Raw genomic sequence first — 17,696 nt, 5'->3', positions numbered from 1 at the left:
TTGAATAGAAGGCGAAAAAGGGGGAACCAAATTTGAGGTTAAGTGAACTGAGCGGTAAGGAAATAGTCGATGTGAATAGGGCGGAAAGATTAGGAATCCTTGGTCAGACGGATTTGGAAATAGATGAAACTGGACAAATTACCTCGTTGATCATCCCATCTGTCAAATGGTTCGGCCTTTTAAGGAATGGCAGTGAAATAAGAGTGCCATGGGAACATATAAAAAAAATCGGTGCTGATATGGTCATCATTGATTTTCAGGAAGGACTTTCACTTAAAGACGGAGAGCAAATGGACGGATAATGAAGCTCGTGCCATTCTCCATGGAACTTCTCGAAATGCACTCAAGCAAACGCCTTAGCTGGTTATAGCTATGGCGTTTTTTCTTTTCTTATCACCGTTTTTTAAGTAAAAACATAAGATGGCAGGGTAACTAGAGAATGTAGCAAAAACCGAATTGCTTCCTGAAGGAATTATCATGAGGCAAGGAATGTTTAGGATCTTTTATATAAAGAAGGTGACGGTTTTAATGCTCACAGGCATGCAAATCGCTGTAATTGGTGGAGATGCGCGTCAGCTTGAAGTTGTCCGTAAACTGACGGAGCTTGATGCAAAGCTATTATTGGTAGGTTTTGAACAGCTCGACCATGCTTTTACCGGAGCGGTTAAGGAAAAAATGGAAGATATAAACTTCAAGGAATTAGATTCAGTTATTTTACCTGTCCGGGGCACGGATTCAGATGGGAAAGTAGAAACGATCTTTTCCAGTGAAGAGGTTGTTTTGACTGAAGAAATGATAAAAAATACCCCGGCACATTGCACTTTTTATGCAGGAATCAGTAACGATTACCTTGATGAGATATTCAAGAAAGTGGATCGCAAACTCGTTTTATTGTTCGAACGTGATGATGTGGCTATTTATAATTCGATTCCCACTGTTGAGGGTGCAATCATGATGGCCATTCAACATACGGATTTTACTATCCATGGATCGAATGTAGCCGTTCTCGGGCTGGGAAGGGTCGGGATGAGTGTAGCCCGGTCATTCCATGCACTTGGAGCAAAAGTGAAGGTGGGGGCAAGAAAAAGCGAAGATATTGCGAGGATCAGTGAAATGGCATTAGCCCCTTTTCATTTAAATGACCTTGCTGCAGAAATGAAAGATGTTGATATATGCATCAATACGATCCCTTTTCCGATAATTACCGCAAAAGTCATAGCTAATATGCCCGTTCATACATTAATCATCGACCTTGCTTCAAAACCGGGGGGGACTGACTTTCGTTACGCTGAAAAAAGGGGAATCAAGGCGCTGTTGGCACCGAGCCTACCGGGCATAGTTGCCCCGAAAACAGCTGGTCAAATATTAGCGAATGCACTGGGACTATTGATTCAAGGCGAGTTCTTGAAAAGGAAGGGGAAAATGATATGAGTCTCATAGGTAAACGGATTGGCTTCGGATTAACCGGATCACACTGCACATATGATGAAGTTTTTCCGGAAATAGAAAAACTTGTAAATGAAGGTGCGGAAGTCATCCCAATCGTAACATCAACTGTACAAAACACGGAAACCCGTTTTGGAAAGGGCGAGGACTGGGTCGAAAGAATAGAAAAATTGACGGGGAACCATGTCGTTGATACAATCGTCAAAGCAGAGCCTTTAGGACCTAAATTGCCGCTTGATTGCATGGTGATCGCTCCTTTAACGGGTAACTCAATGAGTAAAATGGCAAATGCTCTTACCGATTCGCCAGTACTTATGGCTGCAAAGGCGACGATGAGAAATCACCGTCCAGTCGTGGTCGCAATATCAACAAATGATGCACTTGGGTTAAATGGTGTCAATCTAATGAGGCTGATGGCAGCTAAAGATATTTATTTCGTTCCATATGGCCAGGATAATCCCACAGGTAAACCAAGTTCCATGGTTGCAAGGATGAGCATGATAAGGGATACGATCATGGCGGCACTGGAAAGGGAACAAATTCAACCTGTCATCGTCGAAAGGTTCAAGGATGATTTAGCCTGAACAAGTATTTCTGACTCGATCCGCTTTCTATCGACTGACATATATGCATAAATTTGTAGGTTGAAGTTATAAAAACCCACTCCACTACCAGAATATTTTGTTAAAGTGCGACCCTTTGGAATGTTAATGTGATAAAATAAATGATATTCTGAACAAGAAGTAGTAAATCCAATAAATAACTAATTTAAGAGATAGAAAAGGAGTATGTATAAATGACTGAGACACAGGGATTGCATATTGCAGTTGTGGGAGCAACTGGAGCAGTAGGACAACAAATGATTTCAACACTCGAACAAAGGAACTTACCGATTAAGAAAATCATCTTTTTATCATCGGCTCGTTCCGCTGGAATCAAACTTACTTTTAAGGGCGAAGAAATCGAAGTGCAGGAAGCAAAACCTGAAAGCTTTGAGGGCATCGATATCGCTTTATTCAGTGCTGGAGGAAGCGTGTCTAAGGAATTGGCTCCAGAAGCAGTGAAACGCGGTGCGATAGTTGTCGATAATACGAGCGCATTCCGCATGGATGAAAATGTGCCGCTAGTCGTTCCTGAAGTAAATGAAGAAGACTTGAAGCAGCATAATGGGATCATTGCAAACCCGAATTGTTCAACTATCCAAATGGTTGTGGCATTAGAACCTGTCCGCAAGGCATACGGCTTATCAAAAATTGTTGTTTCTACCTATCAGGCTGTTTCGGGTGCAGGTGCAGCAGCGATAAATGAATTAAAGGAACAAGCTCGCGACTTGCTTGATGAAAAAGAAATCGATCCGAAAATTTTACCGGTAAAAGGAGACGAAAAGCATTATCAAATCGCTTTTAACGTCATTCCCCAAATTGATAAATTCCAAGATAACGGGTACACATTCGAAGAGATGAAAATGATTAATGAAACTAAGAAAATCATGCATATGCAAGACCTTCCAGTGGCTGCAACTTGCGTGAGGCTTCCTGTAGTAACAGGTCATTCGGAATCTGTATACATTGAAGTTGAAAAAGAAGGCATAGCGGCCTCTCAAATCAAGGAGTTAATGAGAAAAGCACCTGGAGTAGTGTTAGAAGATGAACCGGAACAACAAGTTTACCCAACACCTGCTTCATCCGTCGGCAAGAATGATGTATTCGTCGGTCGGATTCGCAAAGATTTGGATGAAGATAAAGGCTTCCATTTATGGGTGGTTTCCGATAATCTATTAAAAGGTGCAGCTTGGAATTCCGTTCAAATTGCTGAAAGCCTTTTGAAATTAGGTTTGGTTACCGTTAAGTAATAATTTATTCTTAATGAACTCAACAGAAAATTAATTCCAATAGGATAGAGAGTCTTTGTCAGCTTCCCGGATCGGGGAGCTGGCTTATATTTGGGGTGCATATTATGAAAATTATCGTCCAGAAATACGGTGGGACATCCGTTCGTGATGAGGAAAGCCGTTCATTTGCCAAGGGGCATATCGAAAAAGCCATTAAAGAAGGCTATAAAGTGGTGGTTGTGGTTTCAGCAATGGGAAGAAAAGGCGATCCTTATGCAACAGATACCTTACTTTCCCTTGTAAATGGAGCGAAAGCCAGCCTTTCAAAACGGGAACAGGATTTACTTATGTCTGTCGGAGAAACGATATCATCTGTCGTATTTACGAACATGCTCTTGGAACATGGTATTGATGCGGTCGCTTATACTGGAGCGCAAGCAGGATTCTTGACGAATACCGACTATTCCAGTGCGAAAATAATCGAAATGAAATGCGATCGCCTCATGAAAGAACTTGAGGTGAAGGATGTTGTCGTTGTAGCAGGTTTCCAGGGAGCTGCTAAAAATGGTGACATCACGACCATCGGCCGTGGTGGAAGTGATACTTCAGCAGCTGCATTAGGTGCCGCATTGCAGGCTGAACGGGTCGATATTTTTACGGATGTGGAAGGAATCATGACAGCAGATCCACGGATCGCCGATCAAGCTCGTCCATTATCAATCGTTTCATATACGGAAGTTTGCAATATGGCATATCAAGGGGCGAAGGTCATTCATCCGAGAGCTGTTGAAATTGCGATGCAGGCGAAAGTCCCGATTCGGATACGGTCAACATACAGCGAAGGTTTGGGAACCCTAGTTACAAGCATGAACAAGGGAAGCCAGGGTAGTGACATACGTGAAAGGCTTGTAACCGGGATTGCCCATGTACCAAAGATCACTCAAATCAAGGTCCGTGCGAAAAAAGATCAATATAATCTTCAGGCTGAAGTTTTCAAAGCGATGGCCAATGCCTCCATTTCAGTGGACTTTATAAATATATATCCAAGTGGTGTAGTTTATACCGTTTCGGAAGAGACGACAGAACTTGCCCTCTCGATTTTGGCCGAGCTTGGTCATGAACCGGTCATTGAAAGGAATTGTGCCAAGGTATCAGTAGTCGGTGCAGGCATTAATGGAGTACCAGGCGTTGCAGCGAAGATTGTCACAGCGCTTTCCGAAAAGGAAATTGCCATTCTCCAGTCAGCTGACAGCCATACGACAATTTGGGTACTCGTAAAAGAAGAAGATTTAATAGAAGCCGTTAATTCCCTGCACTATGCATTTCAATTGCATGAAAGGGAAGTCCAATAATCAGGTTTTTTAATAAATAAAGGTTTTAAAAATTAAAGAGGTGTTAGATGATGATATTTGGTAGAGTATCAACCGCGATGGTCACCCCTTTCGATAGCAAGGGAAATGTTGATTTTCAAAAGACGACTACATTGGTTAATTACTTATTAACCAATGGAACCGATTCGCTTGTGCTTTCGGGAACGACAGGGGAATCTCCAACTTTATCTTCGGAGGAGAAAATCGCGTTATTGCGTCATGTTTCTAAGGTTGTTGACAAACGTGTGCCCATCATCATGGGTACAGGAAGCAACAATACGTATGCTTCCATCGAGTTGACAAAAAAAGCGGAACAAAATGGGGCAGATGCGATAATGTTGGTTGCCCCGTATTATAGTAAAACGAATCAAGAAGGTCTGTACCAGCATTTTAAGGCTATTGCAGCCAGTACAACGCTTCCTGTAATGGTATATAATATCCCTGGGCGAGCTTCAGTTAACATTGAACCGGAAACGATCATCCGCCTTTCAAAAATTCCTAATATCGTAGCCGTTAAGGAAGCGAGCGGGGATTTAAATGCTATGACCCAAATCATAGCCGGAACGGATGAAGATTTTGCATTATATAGCGGGGACGACGCTTTAACACTCCCGGTATTGGCGATTGGTGGTGTGGGTGTAGTATCGGTTGCTTCACATATTGCTGGCAATGAGTTGCAGAAAATAGTGGAGGCCTTCATCAGTGGGGACTTGAAAGAGGCAGCCCGGCTGCATCAGGAACTGTTACCGATTATAAAAGGTTTGTTTGCAGCGCCAAGCCCTGCACCTGTCAAAACAGCGCTTCAGTTATATGGAATTGACGTCGGATCGGTGAGACTTCCAATCGTGCCATTGACCGAGCAGGAACGCCTGGCATTAACCAAGGTATTAAAAAAATAAAAAGACACGGAACAAGCTGATCGATGAAGATTGGCTTGTTTTTACATAATGATGTATATGAATGGGATATACTTTTCGATTTCGGGATGAAAATATTGAATTTTTTCATGATCAATCGAAACTGGTAAAAGTACAAAGGATCTCTTACATAATGGGTTGTTTTTTTGAATTAAATGAAAAAGTCCCTTTGAAAATGGTAAGTGTTGTCATGTTTTTTGAACATCGGTTATAATGAAATCATTGGGAAATTATGAACGGGATTTTTTAAGGAGGATATTCGATTGGGTAAAGATAAAAATAATGGAATAAAAGTGATTTCTCTTGGAGGACAAGGGGAGCTTGGTAAAAATATGTACGTCGTTGAGGTGAATGAGGACATCTATCTTCTTGATGCAGGTTTAATGTTGCCGGAAGACGAAATGCTCGGAATCGATGCAGTAATCCCTGATATTTCTTATTTGATGGATAATAAGGAACGGGTGCAGGGGATATTCATTACCCATGGTCATGAAGACCATATGGGAGCGCTTGCTTATGTCTTGAAATACTTACCAGTTCCTGTTTATGGAACAAAGCTTACACTTGCTTTAATCAAAACGAAATTAAAGGAAGATGGCTTTAACGGCAGGGCAACATTCACTGAAATCGATTCGGATTCCCTTTTAAGTTTCCCTCAAGCAGCCGTGTCTTTTTTCCGGACTAACCATAGTATTCCCGATTCCGTCGGAGTCGTGATCCACACTCGCGAAGGTGCAATTGTTTATACAGGGGATTTCAAATTCGACCAAGCAGCAACAGAACTATATAAACCGGAAATCGGTAAAATGGCCGGTATCGGCGAAGAAGGTGTCCTATGCTTGCTTTCGGATAGTACCGGTGCCGAGAGGCCAGGTTATACGACATCGGAAGCAGTTGTGGCCAAAGATATTACAGAGGCTTTCCACGCTGCCTCCGGAAGGATAATCGTTGCGTGCTTCGCTTCGAACATCAACCGGATTCAACATGTTTTCAATGCAGCGGCAGCAAGTCGCAGAAAAGTGGCAGTTGTAGGAAAAAGCCTGCAACGCGTGTATGAAACAGCCCTGAATCTTGGCTACTTAAAGGTCGAGGAAGAGCTGATAATCCCAATTAATGAAATTGGCCAGTATGAGGACCGTGAAATCGTCGTGTTATCGACAGGTCATCAGGGGGAACCAATTGCGGCACTTCAAAAAATGGCAAAACAGACCCACAAGCAGGTGACGATCAAAAAGGGAGACACAGTTTTGATCAGCGCATCACCCCTGCAGGGCGGTGAACTTATTTTATCCAAAACCGTCGATTTGCTATACAGGGTAGGTGCTGAAGTGGTATCTGCTAACAAATATAAAGTGCACGTAACAGGGCATGGCAGCCAGGAAGAACTTAAAATGATGATCAATTTGATGAATCCTAAATTCTTAATCCCTGTACATGGGGAATACCGCCATTTATATGCCCATCAAAAGGTTGGGATTGCTGCGGGAATAAAGCGTGAAAACATCATAATTGCCGAAAAAGGGGATGTCATCGAACTAAAGGGAAATAAAATGGGTCTTTCTGGAAAAGTTTCTGCAGGAAATATCCTGATAGATGGCAGCGGCGTTGGAGATGTGGGTAATATCGTTCTCCGTGATCGGCGCTTATTATCCCAGGATGGCATTTTGATTGTGGTTGTCACGTTGAACCGTCAGGATAAAAGCATTGCAGCGGGCCCTGAAATCATTTCAAGGGGCTTCGTATATGTTCGCGAATCAGAAAAAATGATTGCGGAAGCAACTGAAATAGTAAGTGAAATCGTAAAGAAAAATGGATCGCGCCAACCTTTTGATTGGTCCACGCTGAAGCAGGAAATGCGTGATGCGTTAAACCAATTCTTCTATGAAAAAACGAAACGCCGTCCAATGATTTTACCGATCATCATGGAATATTAAGTAAGGGACCCCTGATTTGAACAGTCAGGGGTTCTTTTTTGTGACTCTTATATCTTGAAGAATGAAGTCCGAGACTCGAGACATAATAAAGCTATAGGCTAAAAGAGAAAGGGGTTGGCATAGTGGATAATGCACCATTACCAAATGAAAATGAAGGCAAGCAGGAAGGTAAGAACTCAACTTTAATCGAAAAGATCCAGCAGCTGGGGGCTACTAATGTTCCGCAACTATCTCAAGACTCAAAAATCCATTGTTTGACGATCATTGGACAAATTGAAGGACATATGCAGCTGCCGCCTCAAAATAAAACGACCAAATATGAACATGTTATTCCACAAATTGTGGCAATTGAACAAAATCCCAATATAGAGGGGCTGCTTGTCATATTAAATACAGTCGGAGGGGATGTCGAAGCGGGACTGGCCATCGCCGAAATGCTGGCTTCCCTATCAAAGCCATCCGTCTCGATAGTACTTGGGGGAGGTCACTCGATCGGTGTGCCGATTGCGGTTTCGTGTGACCATAGCTATATAGCAGAGACAGCAACGATGACGATTCATCCAATTCGTTTGACAGGATTAGTCATTGGCGTGCCTCAAACCTTTGAATACCTGGATAAAATGCAGGAAAGAGTCATTAAATTTGTTACGCGCCACTCCAACGTTACGGAAGAAAGTTTTAAGGATTTAATGTTTGCTAAAGGAAACTTAACCCGTGATATCGGCACGAATGTAATCGGGGCCGAGGCAGTTGAAATCGGTATGATCGATGATGTAGGAGGAGTAGGCCAGGCCATGAGGAAGCTAAATAGCTTCATGGAAGAAAGAAGGCCAAAAATTGCCGGGGAAGAGGAGGGGCTTCTGCAATGACGCTTTATACGATCGTTCCTGAAGAAATAATTTTCCCTCATCACCATGAGAAGACGGCAAATTTAATAGAAATGATCTACAATGGTGTACATGTGATGGTTGAACATGACGGTGGCCGCACGTTTCGCATTGATCGAATCGTCAGCACGGACCCTGAAGATTATATGAATGTACACATTCAGCCGGGGGCTGTCATAAATGTGTTCGAACATATGAATCCTTAGTAAAAACGACTAACTGAGGTAAATTATGATATACTGGAATGAAAATCAGCAGCCGCTTGGCTGCTTTATTCATTATATGGGAAAAATGTCCCCTTAAGAATAAATGGTGTATATATCAAGGACAGGGTCATGTTTATTTGGTATAATCAGAGGCGAACGTTTGTTTCATGAAGGGAAATCATGTAGTGATGTTGAATAGGAAAGTTAGAATAGTTTCATGAAGAATCAGGTGATATTATGGCAAAGAAGAAACGCAGAAAAAAGAATGGTACAGAGAAGTTAAAACTAACGCTTAAATATGAATTGATTGGCCTCACTTTAATAGGTTTGGCCATCATTGCCATTGCCAAGCTTGGAGCAGTGGGAAACGGGACGGTCTTTTTAATCCGCTTTTTCATGGGGGAATGGTATATCCTCTTTTTGTTGGGAGCAATTGCAGCTGGGTTCTATTTGATGATAAAGAGGGAGGTCCCTTACCTGTTGAAACGGCAATTGGTCGGGATGTACTTCCTTGTCGCGAGCATGCTCCTATTAAGTCATGTGACACTGTTTAACATGCTTGCAGATGGAGGACCGTTCACGAAACCCAGCGTCATTTCGAATACATGGGAACTATTCTGGATGGAAGTGACCGGCAAGGCCAGCTCAAAGGACCTTGGGGGCGGCATGATTGGAGCGATATTATTTGCAGCCTCATACTTTTTATTCGACGAAGCCGGATCGAAAATCGTTTCATTCCTTTTTATCATTGTAGGTGCCGTCCTATTGACCGGGAAAACGTTAGGTGAAACCCTCGGGAAGTTTTTCATGGGTCTTGGCGGCTTTTTCAAAAAGCAATGGTCCGCATTCAGAGATGATATGAAAACGTGGAATGAAGACAAAAAAGAAAAGAAAAAGAATCCCGTGAAAAAGAAGAAACGGGAAAAAGAACCGGCGGAAGAAACGGATCAGCCCCTTCTTCACGAAGAGGAAACACAGCAAATGGCGACGGAGCGGATCATTTCCAGCTTTGCTGATAAAGCCTATAGCGACGAAGACGAAATAATTCCGGCCGTTACGGAACCTGCAGCAGATAGTGCAGAGGAACAGGATGATGCCGTTCCGCCTATGAATTTTACGGAAGTGGAGAATAAAGAATATCTTTTACCGCCTCTTTCTCTGTTATTGCAGCCCAAAAAAACGGACCAAAGCGGAGAATACCAATTGATCCACGAAAATGCGGCTAAGCTTGAGCGCACCTTTCATAGCTTTGGAGTGAAAGCGAGGGTCACCCAAGTTCACTTAGGCCCAGCCGTAACCAAATATGAAGTACATCCGGACGTAGGGGTGAAGGTAAGTAAAATTGTCAGCCTATCCGATGACTTGGCCCTTGCACTTGCCGCAAAGGATATTAGGATCGAAGCCCCGATTCCCGGAAAATCGGCAATCGGAATAGAAGTCCCTAACTCCGAAGTGGCGATGGTGTCATTAAGGGAAGTTTTAGAGGCCAAAGAAGTTGACAAGCCTGACGCAAAACTGCAAATAGGCTTAGGGCGAAATATTTCTGGTGAAGCGGTTAAGGCGGAGCTCAATAAAATGCCGCATTTACTAGTGGCTGGTGCTACTGGCAGCGGGAAATCCGTTTGTATCAATGGGATTATCACGAGTATTCTGATGCGGGCAAAACCGCATGAAGTGAAAATGATGATGATCGATCCAAAAATGGTGGAGCTGAATGTCTATAATGGAATTCCCCACTTACTCGCACCTGTAGTGACAAATCCAAAGAAAGCTGCACAGGCTTTGCAAAAAGTGGTCAGTGAAATGGAAAGGCGGTATGAGCTATTTTCCCATTCCGGTACGCGTAATATTGAAGGCTACAATGATTATATTAACCGGTATAACATCGAAGAAGATGCCAAACAACCGCTCTTGCCTTATATCGTAGTCATAGTCGATGAGCTGGCGGATTTGATGATGGTCGCCTCAAATGATGTAGAGGATGCCATCACACGGCTTGCACAAATGGCACGTGCCGCTGGCATACACTTGATAATTGCCACTCAGCGGCCATCAGTAGATGTAATTACAGGGGTCATTAAAGCGAACATCCCATCTCGGATTGCTTTTAGCGTCTCATCAATGACCGATTCGAGAACGATCCTCGACATGGGCGGAGCCGAAAAACTGTTAGGCCGGGGTGACATGCTCTTCCTGCCTTCAGGAGCTTCGAAACCGGTCCGCGTCCAAGGGGCCTTTTTATCCGACAATGAAGTCGAGGAAGTTGTCACATATGTCATTTCACAGCAAAAAGCACAATATAACGAAGAGATGATACCGGATGAAATTGCAGAAACTTCAAATGGTGAAGTCGAAGATGATTTATACGCGGATGCGGTGTCCTTGATCGTTGAAATGCAGACTGCATCTGTTTCCATGCTGCAGCGCCGCTTCCGGATTGGCTATACGCGGGCAGCGAGGTTGATTGATGAAATGGAAGCGAGGGGAATTGTCGGTCCATATGAAGGCAGTAAACCACGAAATGTATTGGTAACTAAAGATGAACAGGATGAGGCGCATTCATCATAGGTAAAAAAAACCGGGCAGCAGCCCGGTTTTTTAATTATTCATCGCCTCGTCTAAATGTTTAAGGCAGAAGTCGGTAATCATCGCTTCTTCATCTTCTTCCAAATCGAATTCGAGTGCGCCTTCGTTCCCTTTTTCAAAAATATCATATTTAATCAATTTGCCTATTTGCTCTTCCATAGCAAAAAGCACCCGGATATATAAACCATTTTCTGAAAAGAGCTCATCCTCTTCAGGCACTTCGATATCCAAGAACAACTCGTAACGCTCCCCGGACAAAATACCAAATGGATCATTCAATTTTTCAATCGTGTATTCTGTAATCTTTAACATCTTGTGTACATCCCTTCAAAGAAGATAAATCCTATTATACAGGAAAATAGCATCTTGAACATAGCTGCCGTCATTTGCATTTTCAAAAAAAAATTATTTGATTTAGGAGAATAATCGTACAAATTCCGCGGCCGCATCTAGATTGAAAGACACAGGGAAGGGTAATTTCTCCTAAATTCTTTTAAAGTAAATAGTAAAACACTATTTATTTATATCAAAAAAAATGTTATATTATTTTCGATTAGTAGGAATGATTCAACATCAGAGGTCTGATGTCTTAAGAAATTAGCTGGGGGAAACTGTATGTCAATAAAATCAGATAGTCGACATTTATATTTGCAGGTCATTGATTACCTGAAGCAGGATATTGAAGCAGGAGTCTATCAGGAAAATGAAAAATTCCCTTCAGAATTCGATCTTGCGAAAAAATTGGGAGTGAGTAGGGCGACACTTCGAGAAGCGCTGCGAATTTTGGAAGAAGAAAGCATCATCATTCGCCGCCATGGAGTTGGGACTTTCGTCAATCCGAAACCTCGGTTCACTTCAGGTATCGAGCAATTAAAAAGTGTCACGAACATGATTGAAGAGGCAGGAATGAAGCCGGGTACGATTTTCTTAAGCTCGACGGCCCAAGAACCTACAGAAGAGGATATACGCAGGTTTTCTTGTTCGACAGATGAACGCATCGTCATCATCGAGCGAGTAAGGACAGCGAATGGGGAGCCAGTTGTCTACTGTATTGACAAAATTCCTGAATCTATTCTATCAGAAAATTTTGACCGTAATGATGAGTCTCTTTTTGATATTTTGGAAAGAGATGCGCATCGAAAAATTACGCATGCCGTAGCGGAGATTGAGCCTATTGGATATCATGAGAAAGTTTCTCCTATCCTTAAATGCTCACCAGAAGCCGCACTACTCGTTCTAAAGCAGATGCATCTGGATGATTGGGACCAGCCTATCCTGTATTCTGTTAATTACTTCAAAGCCAATATGTTCAGCTTTCATGTTCTTCGTAAACGTGTGTAGGCCTTGATTCTGCATACGGGTGAATGCAAGCGTTTGTTTCGATTCCAAGTCGAATCAAACGTATGCAAAAAAAATTAACGAGAAGTGAAAACGCAAACATGAATGACTTTTCAGAACATTCCTGCTCAAAAAACTATGTAAATTAGGGGGATAAAAATTGAAAAAGCGCAAATTGGGTCTAGCTCTTTCACTTGTTCTTGCAGCCGGTACGCTATTGGGAGCATGTGGTAATTCAGAGAATGATGATAAAGAATCTTCAAATGGGAAAAACAAAGACAACTTCACTGTTGCGATGGTAACTGATACTGGCGGCGTGGATGACGAGTCATTCAACCAATCCGCTTGGAAGGGCATTCAGGAATTCGGTAAGGATAATGGGCTGGAAAAAGGTAAAGATGGCTACAACTACCTGCAATCTAAATCTGATGCCGATTACGCTAAGAACCTGAATACGCTTGTACGTGAAGATTACCAACTAATCTATGGTATCGGTTTTCTTTTAGCTGAAGCTGTTGGTGAAGTGGCTGACCAACGTCCCGATTCACACTTTGCCATCGTGGATACAGTCGTAGACAAAAAGAATGTAGCCAGCATTAATTTTAAAGAGCAGCAAGGTTCATTCCTTGTAGGTGTAATTGCCGGAATGCAAACGAAAACAAACAAAGTCGGGTTTATCGGCGGAGTTGAATCTGAATTAATCAAGAAATTCGAAGTTGGCTTTAAGGCTGGGGTTTTATCTGTAAATCCGGATGCAAAAGTAGAAGTTAAATATGCCGGAGATTTCAATAAAGCTGATATCGGTAAATCCACAGCAGGCTCCATGTATTCTTCAGGTATCGATATTATTTATCATGCTGCTGGCGGAACTGGAAAAGGTGTATTCACCGAAGCAGTCGAGCAAAAGCAAAAAGATCCTAAGAGAGAAATCTATGTTATCGGTGTAGATAGCGACCAAGCTAAATTAGGGGCAGTTCCTGGAACTGACGACAACATCACACTGACTTCCATGCTAAAACGTGTTGACGTGGCAGTTAAAGACCTTTCCGAGAAAGCGAAAGAAGGAAACTTCCCAGGCGGAAAAGTAATTGAGTACGGTATCGAAGAAAATGGTGTAGGCATTTCCGATACAAAAGATAACGTAACAGAAGAATCTTTAAAAGCGGTCGAAGAATGGACAGAAAAAATTAAATCAGGTGAATTCGTAGTTCCGGGTACTGATGAAGAATTCGAAAAACTTGGTTTATAAGCTGCAATACCAGAAAGAATAGGGAGGCAGGATTGCCCTCTATTCTTTCTTTTCCAAATCGCGCTTTGCAACTGAAAAATATCGAATGAAAAACTATGAAAGAATCGTAGTTTTTCATTTGGTTTTTTTTAAAAAATCAATAAGCTAGTAGAAGCACTTAAATGATTTAAGAATATTTACACTCATTTTAGGAGTTGATAATACGTGGAATATGTAATTGAGATGCTTAATATCCGTAAGGAATTCCCCGGCATCGTCGCAAATGATAACGTTACACTTCAGGTTAAAAAAGGGGAGATTCACGCATTATTAGGTGAAAATGGCGCGGGTAAATCCACTTTGATGAATGTTTTATTCGGCTTATACCAGCCTGAGCAAGGAGAAATCCGTGTGAATGGCAAGCCAGTCGAGATCACCAGTCCCAACATTGCCAATGATTTAGGGATTGGGATGGTCCATCAGCATTTCATGCTCGTTGACCCTTTTACAGTAACGGAAAATATCATTTTAGGAAAAGAACCTTCAAAAGCGGGTAAGATAGATTTAAAAGAAGCGAGCGAGGAAGTTAGGAAACTATCGGAACAATATCAGCTTCGTGTTGACCCCTATGCGAAAATTGCCGATATTTCAATAGGGATGCAACAGCGTGTCGAGATTCTTAAGACGCTTTACCGTGGAGCGGAAATATTGATTTTTGATGAACCGACCGCTGTATTGACTCCTCAAGAAATCAAGGAATTGATTTATATTATGAAAGCCCTTATCAAAGAGGGGAAATCTATCATTTTAATCACACACAAACTTAAGGAAATCATGGAGGTTTGTGACCGGGTAACGGTTATACGCAAAGGGCAAGGAATTGGTACAGTGAATGTCAACGAAACGAATCCTAACGAATTGGCAAGCTTAATGGTCGGTAGGGAAGTTCTATTCAAGACGGAAAAAACGGGAGCTACTCCTTCGGATGTAGTACTCGAGGTTCGGGAACTGGAAGTCAAGGATTCCCGGGGCGTTTCAGCTGTTCGGAACTTGGATTTAACTGTCCGTGCAGGAGAAATTGTCGGTATCGCCGGTGTAGATGGAAATGGTCAATCCGAACTAATTGAAGCATTGGCCGGCCTAAGGAAGACAACAGCAGGTTCGATAAAGCTAAATGGAAAAGAGATCAGGAACCTGAAGCCGCGTAAAATCACTGAAGCAGGTGTCGGCCATATTCCAGAAGACAGGCATAAGCATGGTTTGGTTCTCGATTACAGCATTGGGGAAAATATTGTCTTGCAAACCTACTATCAAAAGCCTTTTTCAAAAGCCGGTATCTTGAACTCAAAGAAAATATTTGAAAAAGCGCGTTCATTGATCAAAAGCTACGATGTTCGAACTCCTAGTGAATATACACCGGCAAGGGCTCTTTCTGGCGGGAATCAGCAAAAAGCGATCATTGGCCGGGAAGTTGATAGGAACCCGGATTTATTGATTGCCGCACAGCCAACACGGGGGCTCGATGTAGGAGCGATCGAGTTTATCCATAAACGTCTAATTGAACAGCGTGATGCAGGAAAAGCGGTACTTCTCATATCATTTGAATTGGAAGAAATCATGAATGTTAGCGATAGAATTGCCGTTATATATGAAGGGGAAATCGTCGCGATTGTCGATCCGAAAGAAACGACTGAACAGGAGCTTGGCCTTCTTATGGCCGGCAGTAAACGGACGGAAGCAGGTGGAAAACAAAATGTCTAAGTATTTATCTAAATTAACGAGTCCGTTAATAGCAGTTATCCTTGGCTTGGTCGTTGGGGCCATAATCATGTTAGTAAGCGGCTATGACCCAGTTGCCGGCTATGGCTCCATGATAAATGGAATTATTGGGGATTCTTATTATGTAGGGGAATCCGTCAGGACAATCATCCCTTATATCCTTGCTGGTTTGGCAGTGGCTTTTGCTTTTCGTACTGGCCTATTCAATATCGGTGTAGAAGGGCAATTAATTGTAGGCTGGCTGGCGGCAGTTTGGGTCGGAATCGCTTTTGATCTTCCAAGGATCATCCATTTGCCATTTGCCATCTTAGTTGGTGCAGCTGCTGGGGCATTGTGGGCATTTATCCCTGGTTATTTAAAAGCTAAGTTCCGTGTACATGAAGTAATCGTTTCTATCATGTTGAATTATACAGCTTTATATGTGACGAATTATTTAATTAGGAATGTAATGACTGACAAGCTGGATAAAACAGAAAGAATTGCTGATACTGCATCACTGCGGTCTCCTTTTTTTGAAAGCATTACGGATTTTTCCCGGATGCATTGGGGAATAGTGGTAGCGATTATTTGCGTAATCATCATGTGGTTCCTACTTGAAAGGACAAAAACCGGCTTTGAACTGAAAGCTGTAGGTTTCAATCAGCATGCATCCGAATATGCAGGGATGAGTGTCAATAAGAATATCATACTTTCCATGGTTATTTCAGGTGCTTTTGCAGGCCTTGCCGGTGCGATGGAAGGCCTTGGAACTTTCGGTTATGCAGCAGTCAAAGGCGGGTTCACAGGTATGGGCTTTGATGGGATTGCAGTAGCCTTACTAGGGGCGAACACGGCTATTGGTGTTGTGCTGGCAGCCTTATTATTTGGGGGACTGAAAGCCGGGGCCTTAAATATGCCGCTAGAAACCGGAATACCTAGTGAAATTGTAGATATTGTCATAGCATTGATCATTTTCTTCGTTGCTTCCAGTTATTTTATTCGTTGGATTGCCGCTCGATTTAAGAAAGGGGTGAAATAAGTGGATTTTTACCAAGTATTACAAATTATTATTCCATCTATGATAGCTCTAGCTGCACCACTTATTTTTACTTCACTCGGAGGAGTGTTTTCTGAACGGGCTGGTGTCATAAACATCGGTTTAGAAGGTTTGATGGTCATTGGTGCCTTTACAGGGATTGTATTTAACTTAATGTTTGCTGATGTATTTGGGGAATGGACTCCTTGGCTTGCTGTCTTGGCGGCAATGATTGCCGGCTTGCTGTTTTCCATTCTGCACGCTGTGGCATGCATCACGTTCAGGGCGGACCAAACGGTTAGTGGGGTAGCCATCAACTTGTTGGCAGTTGGTTTGACCATGTTTTTGGTGAAGTTGATTTTTGACAAAGGTCAAACTGATAGAATCACAGAAACATTCCCAAGGATTGATGTTCCGTTACTAAGTGATATTCCATTTATTGGACCCATCTTTTTCGCAAATGGTTATTACATCGTATATATAGCGGTTCTAATATCTTTTGTCGTTTGGTATGTACTTTATAAAACACCATTCGGGTTAAGGATCCGTGCAGTGGGTGAGCACCCCATGGCTGCTGATACGATGGGTGTCAATGTTACGAAAATCAGATACGCCGCCGTTTTATTATCAGGTGCATTTGGAGGTATCGGCGGAGCGATTTATGCTACCATCTTTTCGAATGAATTCAATCATGCGACAATTAATGGTCAAGGTTTCATGGCCATTGCCGCCATGATTTTTGGTAAGTGGCACCCGATCGGGGCAATGGGAGCAGCTTTATTCTTTGGTTTGGCTCAAAGTTTAAGTATCGTTGGCTCGAGCCTTCCCTTCTTCAAGGATATTCCATCCGTTTATCTCTTGATCGCTCCTTATGTTCTGACGATCATTGCTCTAACTGGTTTCATTGGACGTGCTGATGCTCCAAAAGCATCCGGACAGCCATACATCAAAGGGAAAAGATAAATGTCTAACCGGTCAGCAAACTGTGCTGGCCGGTTTTTTCTTTTGAGATTAGCCATAAGTGATGGTGAGCTGGTGAAAAACCAAAAAAAGTAGCTGTAACTTGCATGATTTTTCCTTTCACATGTATATTTTAAGTAGATGTTTAAAAGGGTTCCAATCTACAAACAATAAGCTAATAAAGGTGATTTATATAATG

General features: G+C 42.4%; 16 protein-coding genes. 15 read left to right on the top strand and 1 reads right to left on the bottom strand.

What is annotated here, in order from left to right:
• Nucleotides 1-32: 32 nt before the first annotated feature.
• The 10 genes from ACIQYG_RS15535 to ACIQYG_RS15490 all read left to right on the top strand — a co-directional run bounded on the left by ACIQYG_RS15535 (nucleotide 33) and on the right by ACIQYG_RS15490 (nucleotide 11,159).
• Nucleotides 33-302 (top strand): YlmC/YmxH family sporulation protein, encoded by a 270-nt coding sequence (locus ACIQYG_RS15535; protein WP_402839438.1) that lies wholly within the window; start codon nucleotides 33-35, stop codon nucleotides 300-302.
• 226 nt (nucleotides 303-528) lie between these two features.
• Nucleotides 529-1,431 (top strand): dipicolinic acid synthetase subunit A, encoded by a 903-nt coding sequence (gene dpaA, locus ACIQYG_RS15530; protein WP_402839756.1) that lies wholly within the window; start codon nucleotides 529-531, stop codon nucleotides 1,429-1,431.
• Nucleotides 1,428-2,030: a dipicolinate synthase subunit B gene (locus tag ACIQYG_RS15525; RefSeq protein WP_402839436.1), complete on the top strand. Its 603-nt coding sequence runs from the start codon at nucleotides 1,428-1,430 to the stop codon at nucleotides 2,028-2,030. Before dpaA ends, ACIQYG_RS15525 begins: the two co-directional genes overlap by 4 nt.
• 212 nt (nucleotides 2,031-2,242) lie before the next feature.
• The gene (gene asd, locus ACIQYG_RS15520) at nucleotides 2,243-3,298 is read left to right on the top strand and encodes an aspartate-semialdehyde dehydrogenase (protein WP_402839434.1); all 1,056 of its coding nucleotides are present in this window, start codon (nucleotides 2,243-2,245) and stop codon (nucleotides 3,296-3,298) included.
• 104 nt (nucleotides 3,299-3,402) lie between these two features.
• Nucleotides 3,403-4,629: an aspartate kinase gene (gene dapG / locus ACIQYG_RS15515; RefSeq protein WP_402839432.1), complete on the top strand. Its 1,227-nt coding sequence runs from the start codon at nucleotides 3,403-3,405 to the stop codon at nucleotides 4,627-4,629.
• Between the two features lie 47 nt (nucleotides 4,630-4,676).
• A complete protein-coding gene (gene dapA / locus ACIQYG_RS15510) occupies nucleotides 4,677-5,546 on the top strand; it encodes a 4-hydroxy-tetrahydrodipicolinate synthase (protein WP_402839430.1) in 870 nt (289 codons plus the stop codon).
• Nucleotides 5,547-5,827: 281 nt separating this feature from the next.
• Nucleotides 5,828-7,498 carry a ribonuclease J gene (locus tag ACIQYG_RS15505; RefSeq protein WP_402839428.1) on the top strand — a complete coding sequence of 557 codons (1,671 nt, stop codon included), beginning with the start codon at nucleotides 5,828-5,830 and terminating at the stop codon, nucleotides 7,496-7,498.
• A 122-nt stretch (nucleotides 7,499-7,620) separates the two neighbouring features.
• Nucleotides 7,621-8,367: a ClpP family protease gene (locus ACIQYG_RS15500; protein ID WP_034313566.1), complete on the top strand. Its 747-nt coding sequence runs from the start codon at nucleotides 7,621-7,623 to the stop codon at nucleotides 8,365-8,367.
• Complete coding sequence (locus ACIQYG_RS15495; RefSeq protein ID WP_402839426.1) at nucleotides 8,364-8,591, top strand: YlzJ-like family protein; 228 nt, start codon at nucleotides 8,364-8,366, stop codon at nucleotides 8,589-8,591. Before ACIQYG_RS15500 ends, ACIQYG_RS15495 begins: the two co-directional genes overlap by 4 nt.
• 237 nt (nucleotides 8,592-8,828) lie before the next feature.
• Nucleotides 8,829-11,159 (top strand): DNA translocase FtsK, encoded by a 2,331-nt coding sequence (locus ACIQYG_RS15490; RefSeq protein WP_402839424.1) that lies wholly within the window; start codon nucleotides 8,829-8,831, stop codon nucleotides 11,157-11,159.
• 30 nt (nucleotides 11,160-11,189) lie between these two features.
• Here the strand turns inward: ACIQYG_RS15490 and ACIQYG_RS15485 are convergent, their stop codons facing one another.
• Nucleotides 11,190-11,489: a DUF6509 family protein gene (locus ACIQYG_RS15485; protein WP_402839422.1), complete on the bottom strand. Its 300-nt coding sequence runs from the start codon at nucleotides 11,487-11,489 to the stop codon at nucleotides 11,190-11,192.
• A 303-nt stretch (nucleotides 11,490-11,792) separates the two neighbouring features.
• Here ACIQYG_RS15485 and ACIQYG_RS15480 point away from each other — a divergent pair, with 303 nt between their 5' ends.
• The 5 genes from ACIQYG_RS15480 to ACIQYG_RS15460 all read left to right on the top strand — a co-directional run bounded on the left by ACIQYG_RS15480 (nucleotide 11,793) and on the right by ACIQYG_RS15460 (nucleotide 17,500).
• Nucleotides 11,793-12,518 carry a GntR family transcriptional regulator gene (locus tag ACIQYG_RS15480; RefSeq protein WP_402839420.1) on the top strand — a complete coding sequence of 242 codons (726 nt, stop codon included), beginning with the start codon at nucleotides 11,793-11,795 and terminating at the stop codon, nucleotides 12,516-12,518.
• 157 nt (nucleotides 12,519-12,675) lie between these two features.
• The gene (locus ACIQYG_RS15475) at nucleotides 12,676-13,764 is read left to right on the top strand and encodes a BMP family lipoprotein (RefSeq protein WP_402839418.1); all 1,089 of its coding nucleotides are present in this window, start codon (nucleotides 12,676-12,678) and stop codon (nucleotides 13,762-13,764) included.
• Nucleotides 13,765-13,968: 204 nt separating this feature from the next.
• Nucleotides 13,969-15,504, top strand: a complete 1,536-nt coding sequence (locus ACIQYG_RS15470) for an ABC transporter ATP-binding protein (RefSeq protein WP_402839417.1) — start codon at nucleotides 13,969-13,971, stop codon at nucleotides 15,502-15,504.
• A complete protein-coding gene (locus ACIQYG_RS15465) occupies nucleotides 15,497-16,540 on the top strand; it encodes an ABC transporter permease (protein WP_402839415.1) in 1,044 nt (347 codons plus the stop codon). The genes ACIQYG_RS15470 and ACIQYG_RS15465 overlap by 8 nt, the downstream gene beginning before the upstream one ends.
• Complete coding sequence (locus tag ACIQYG_RS15460) at nucleotides 16,541-17,500, top strand: ABC transporter permease (protein WP_402839413.1); 960 nt, start codon at nucleotides 16,541-16,543, stop codon at nucleotides 17,498-17,500.
• Nucleotides 17,501-17,696: the final 196 nt, after the last annotated feature.

The organism is Peribacillus sp. NPDC096622 (assembly GCF_044762665.1).
In the GTDB taxonomy this organism is placed as follows: Bacteria; Bacillota; Bacilli; order Bacillales; family DSM-1321; genus Peribacillus; species Peribacillus frigoritolerans_B.
The sequence above is the reverse complement of the archived record's forward strand: the minus strand, read 5'-3'. Positions and strand labels throughout refer to the sequence as shown.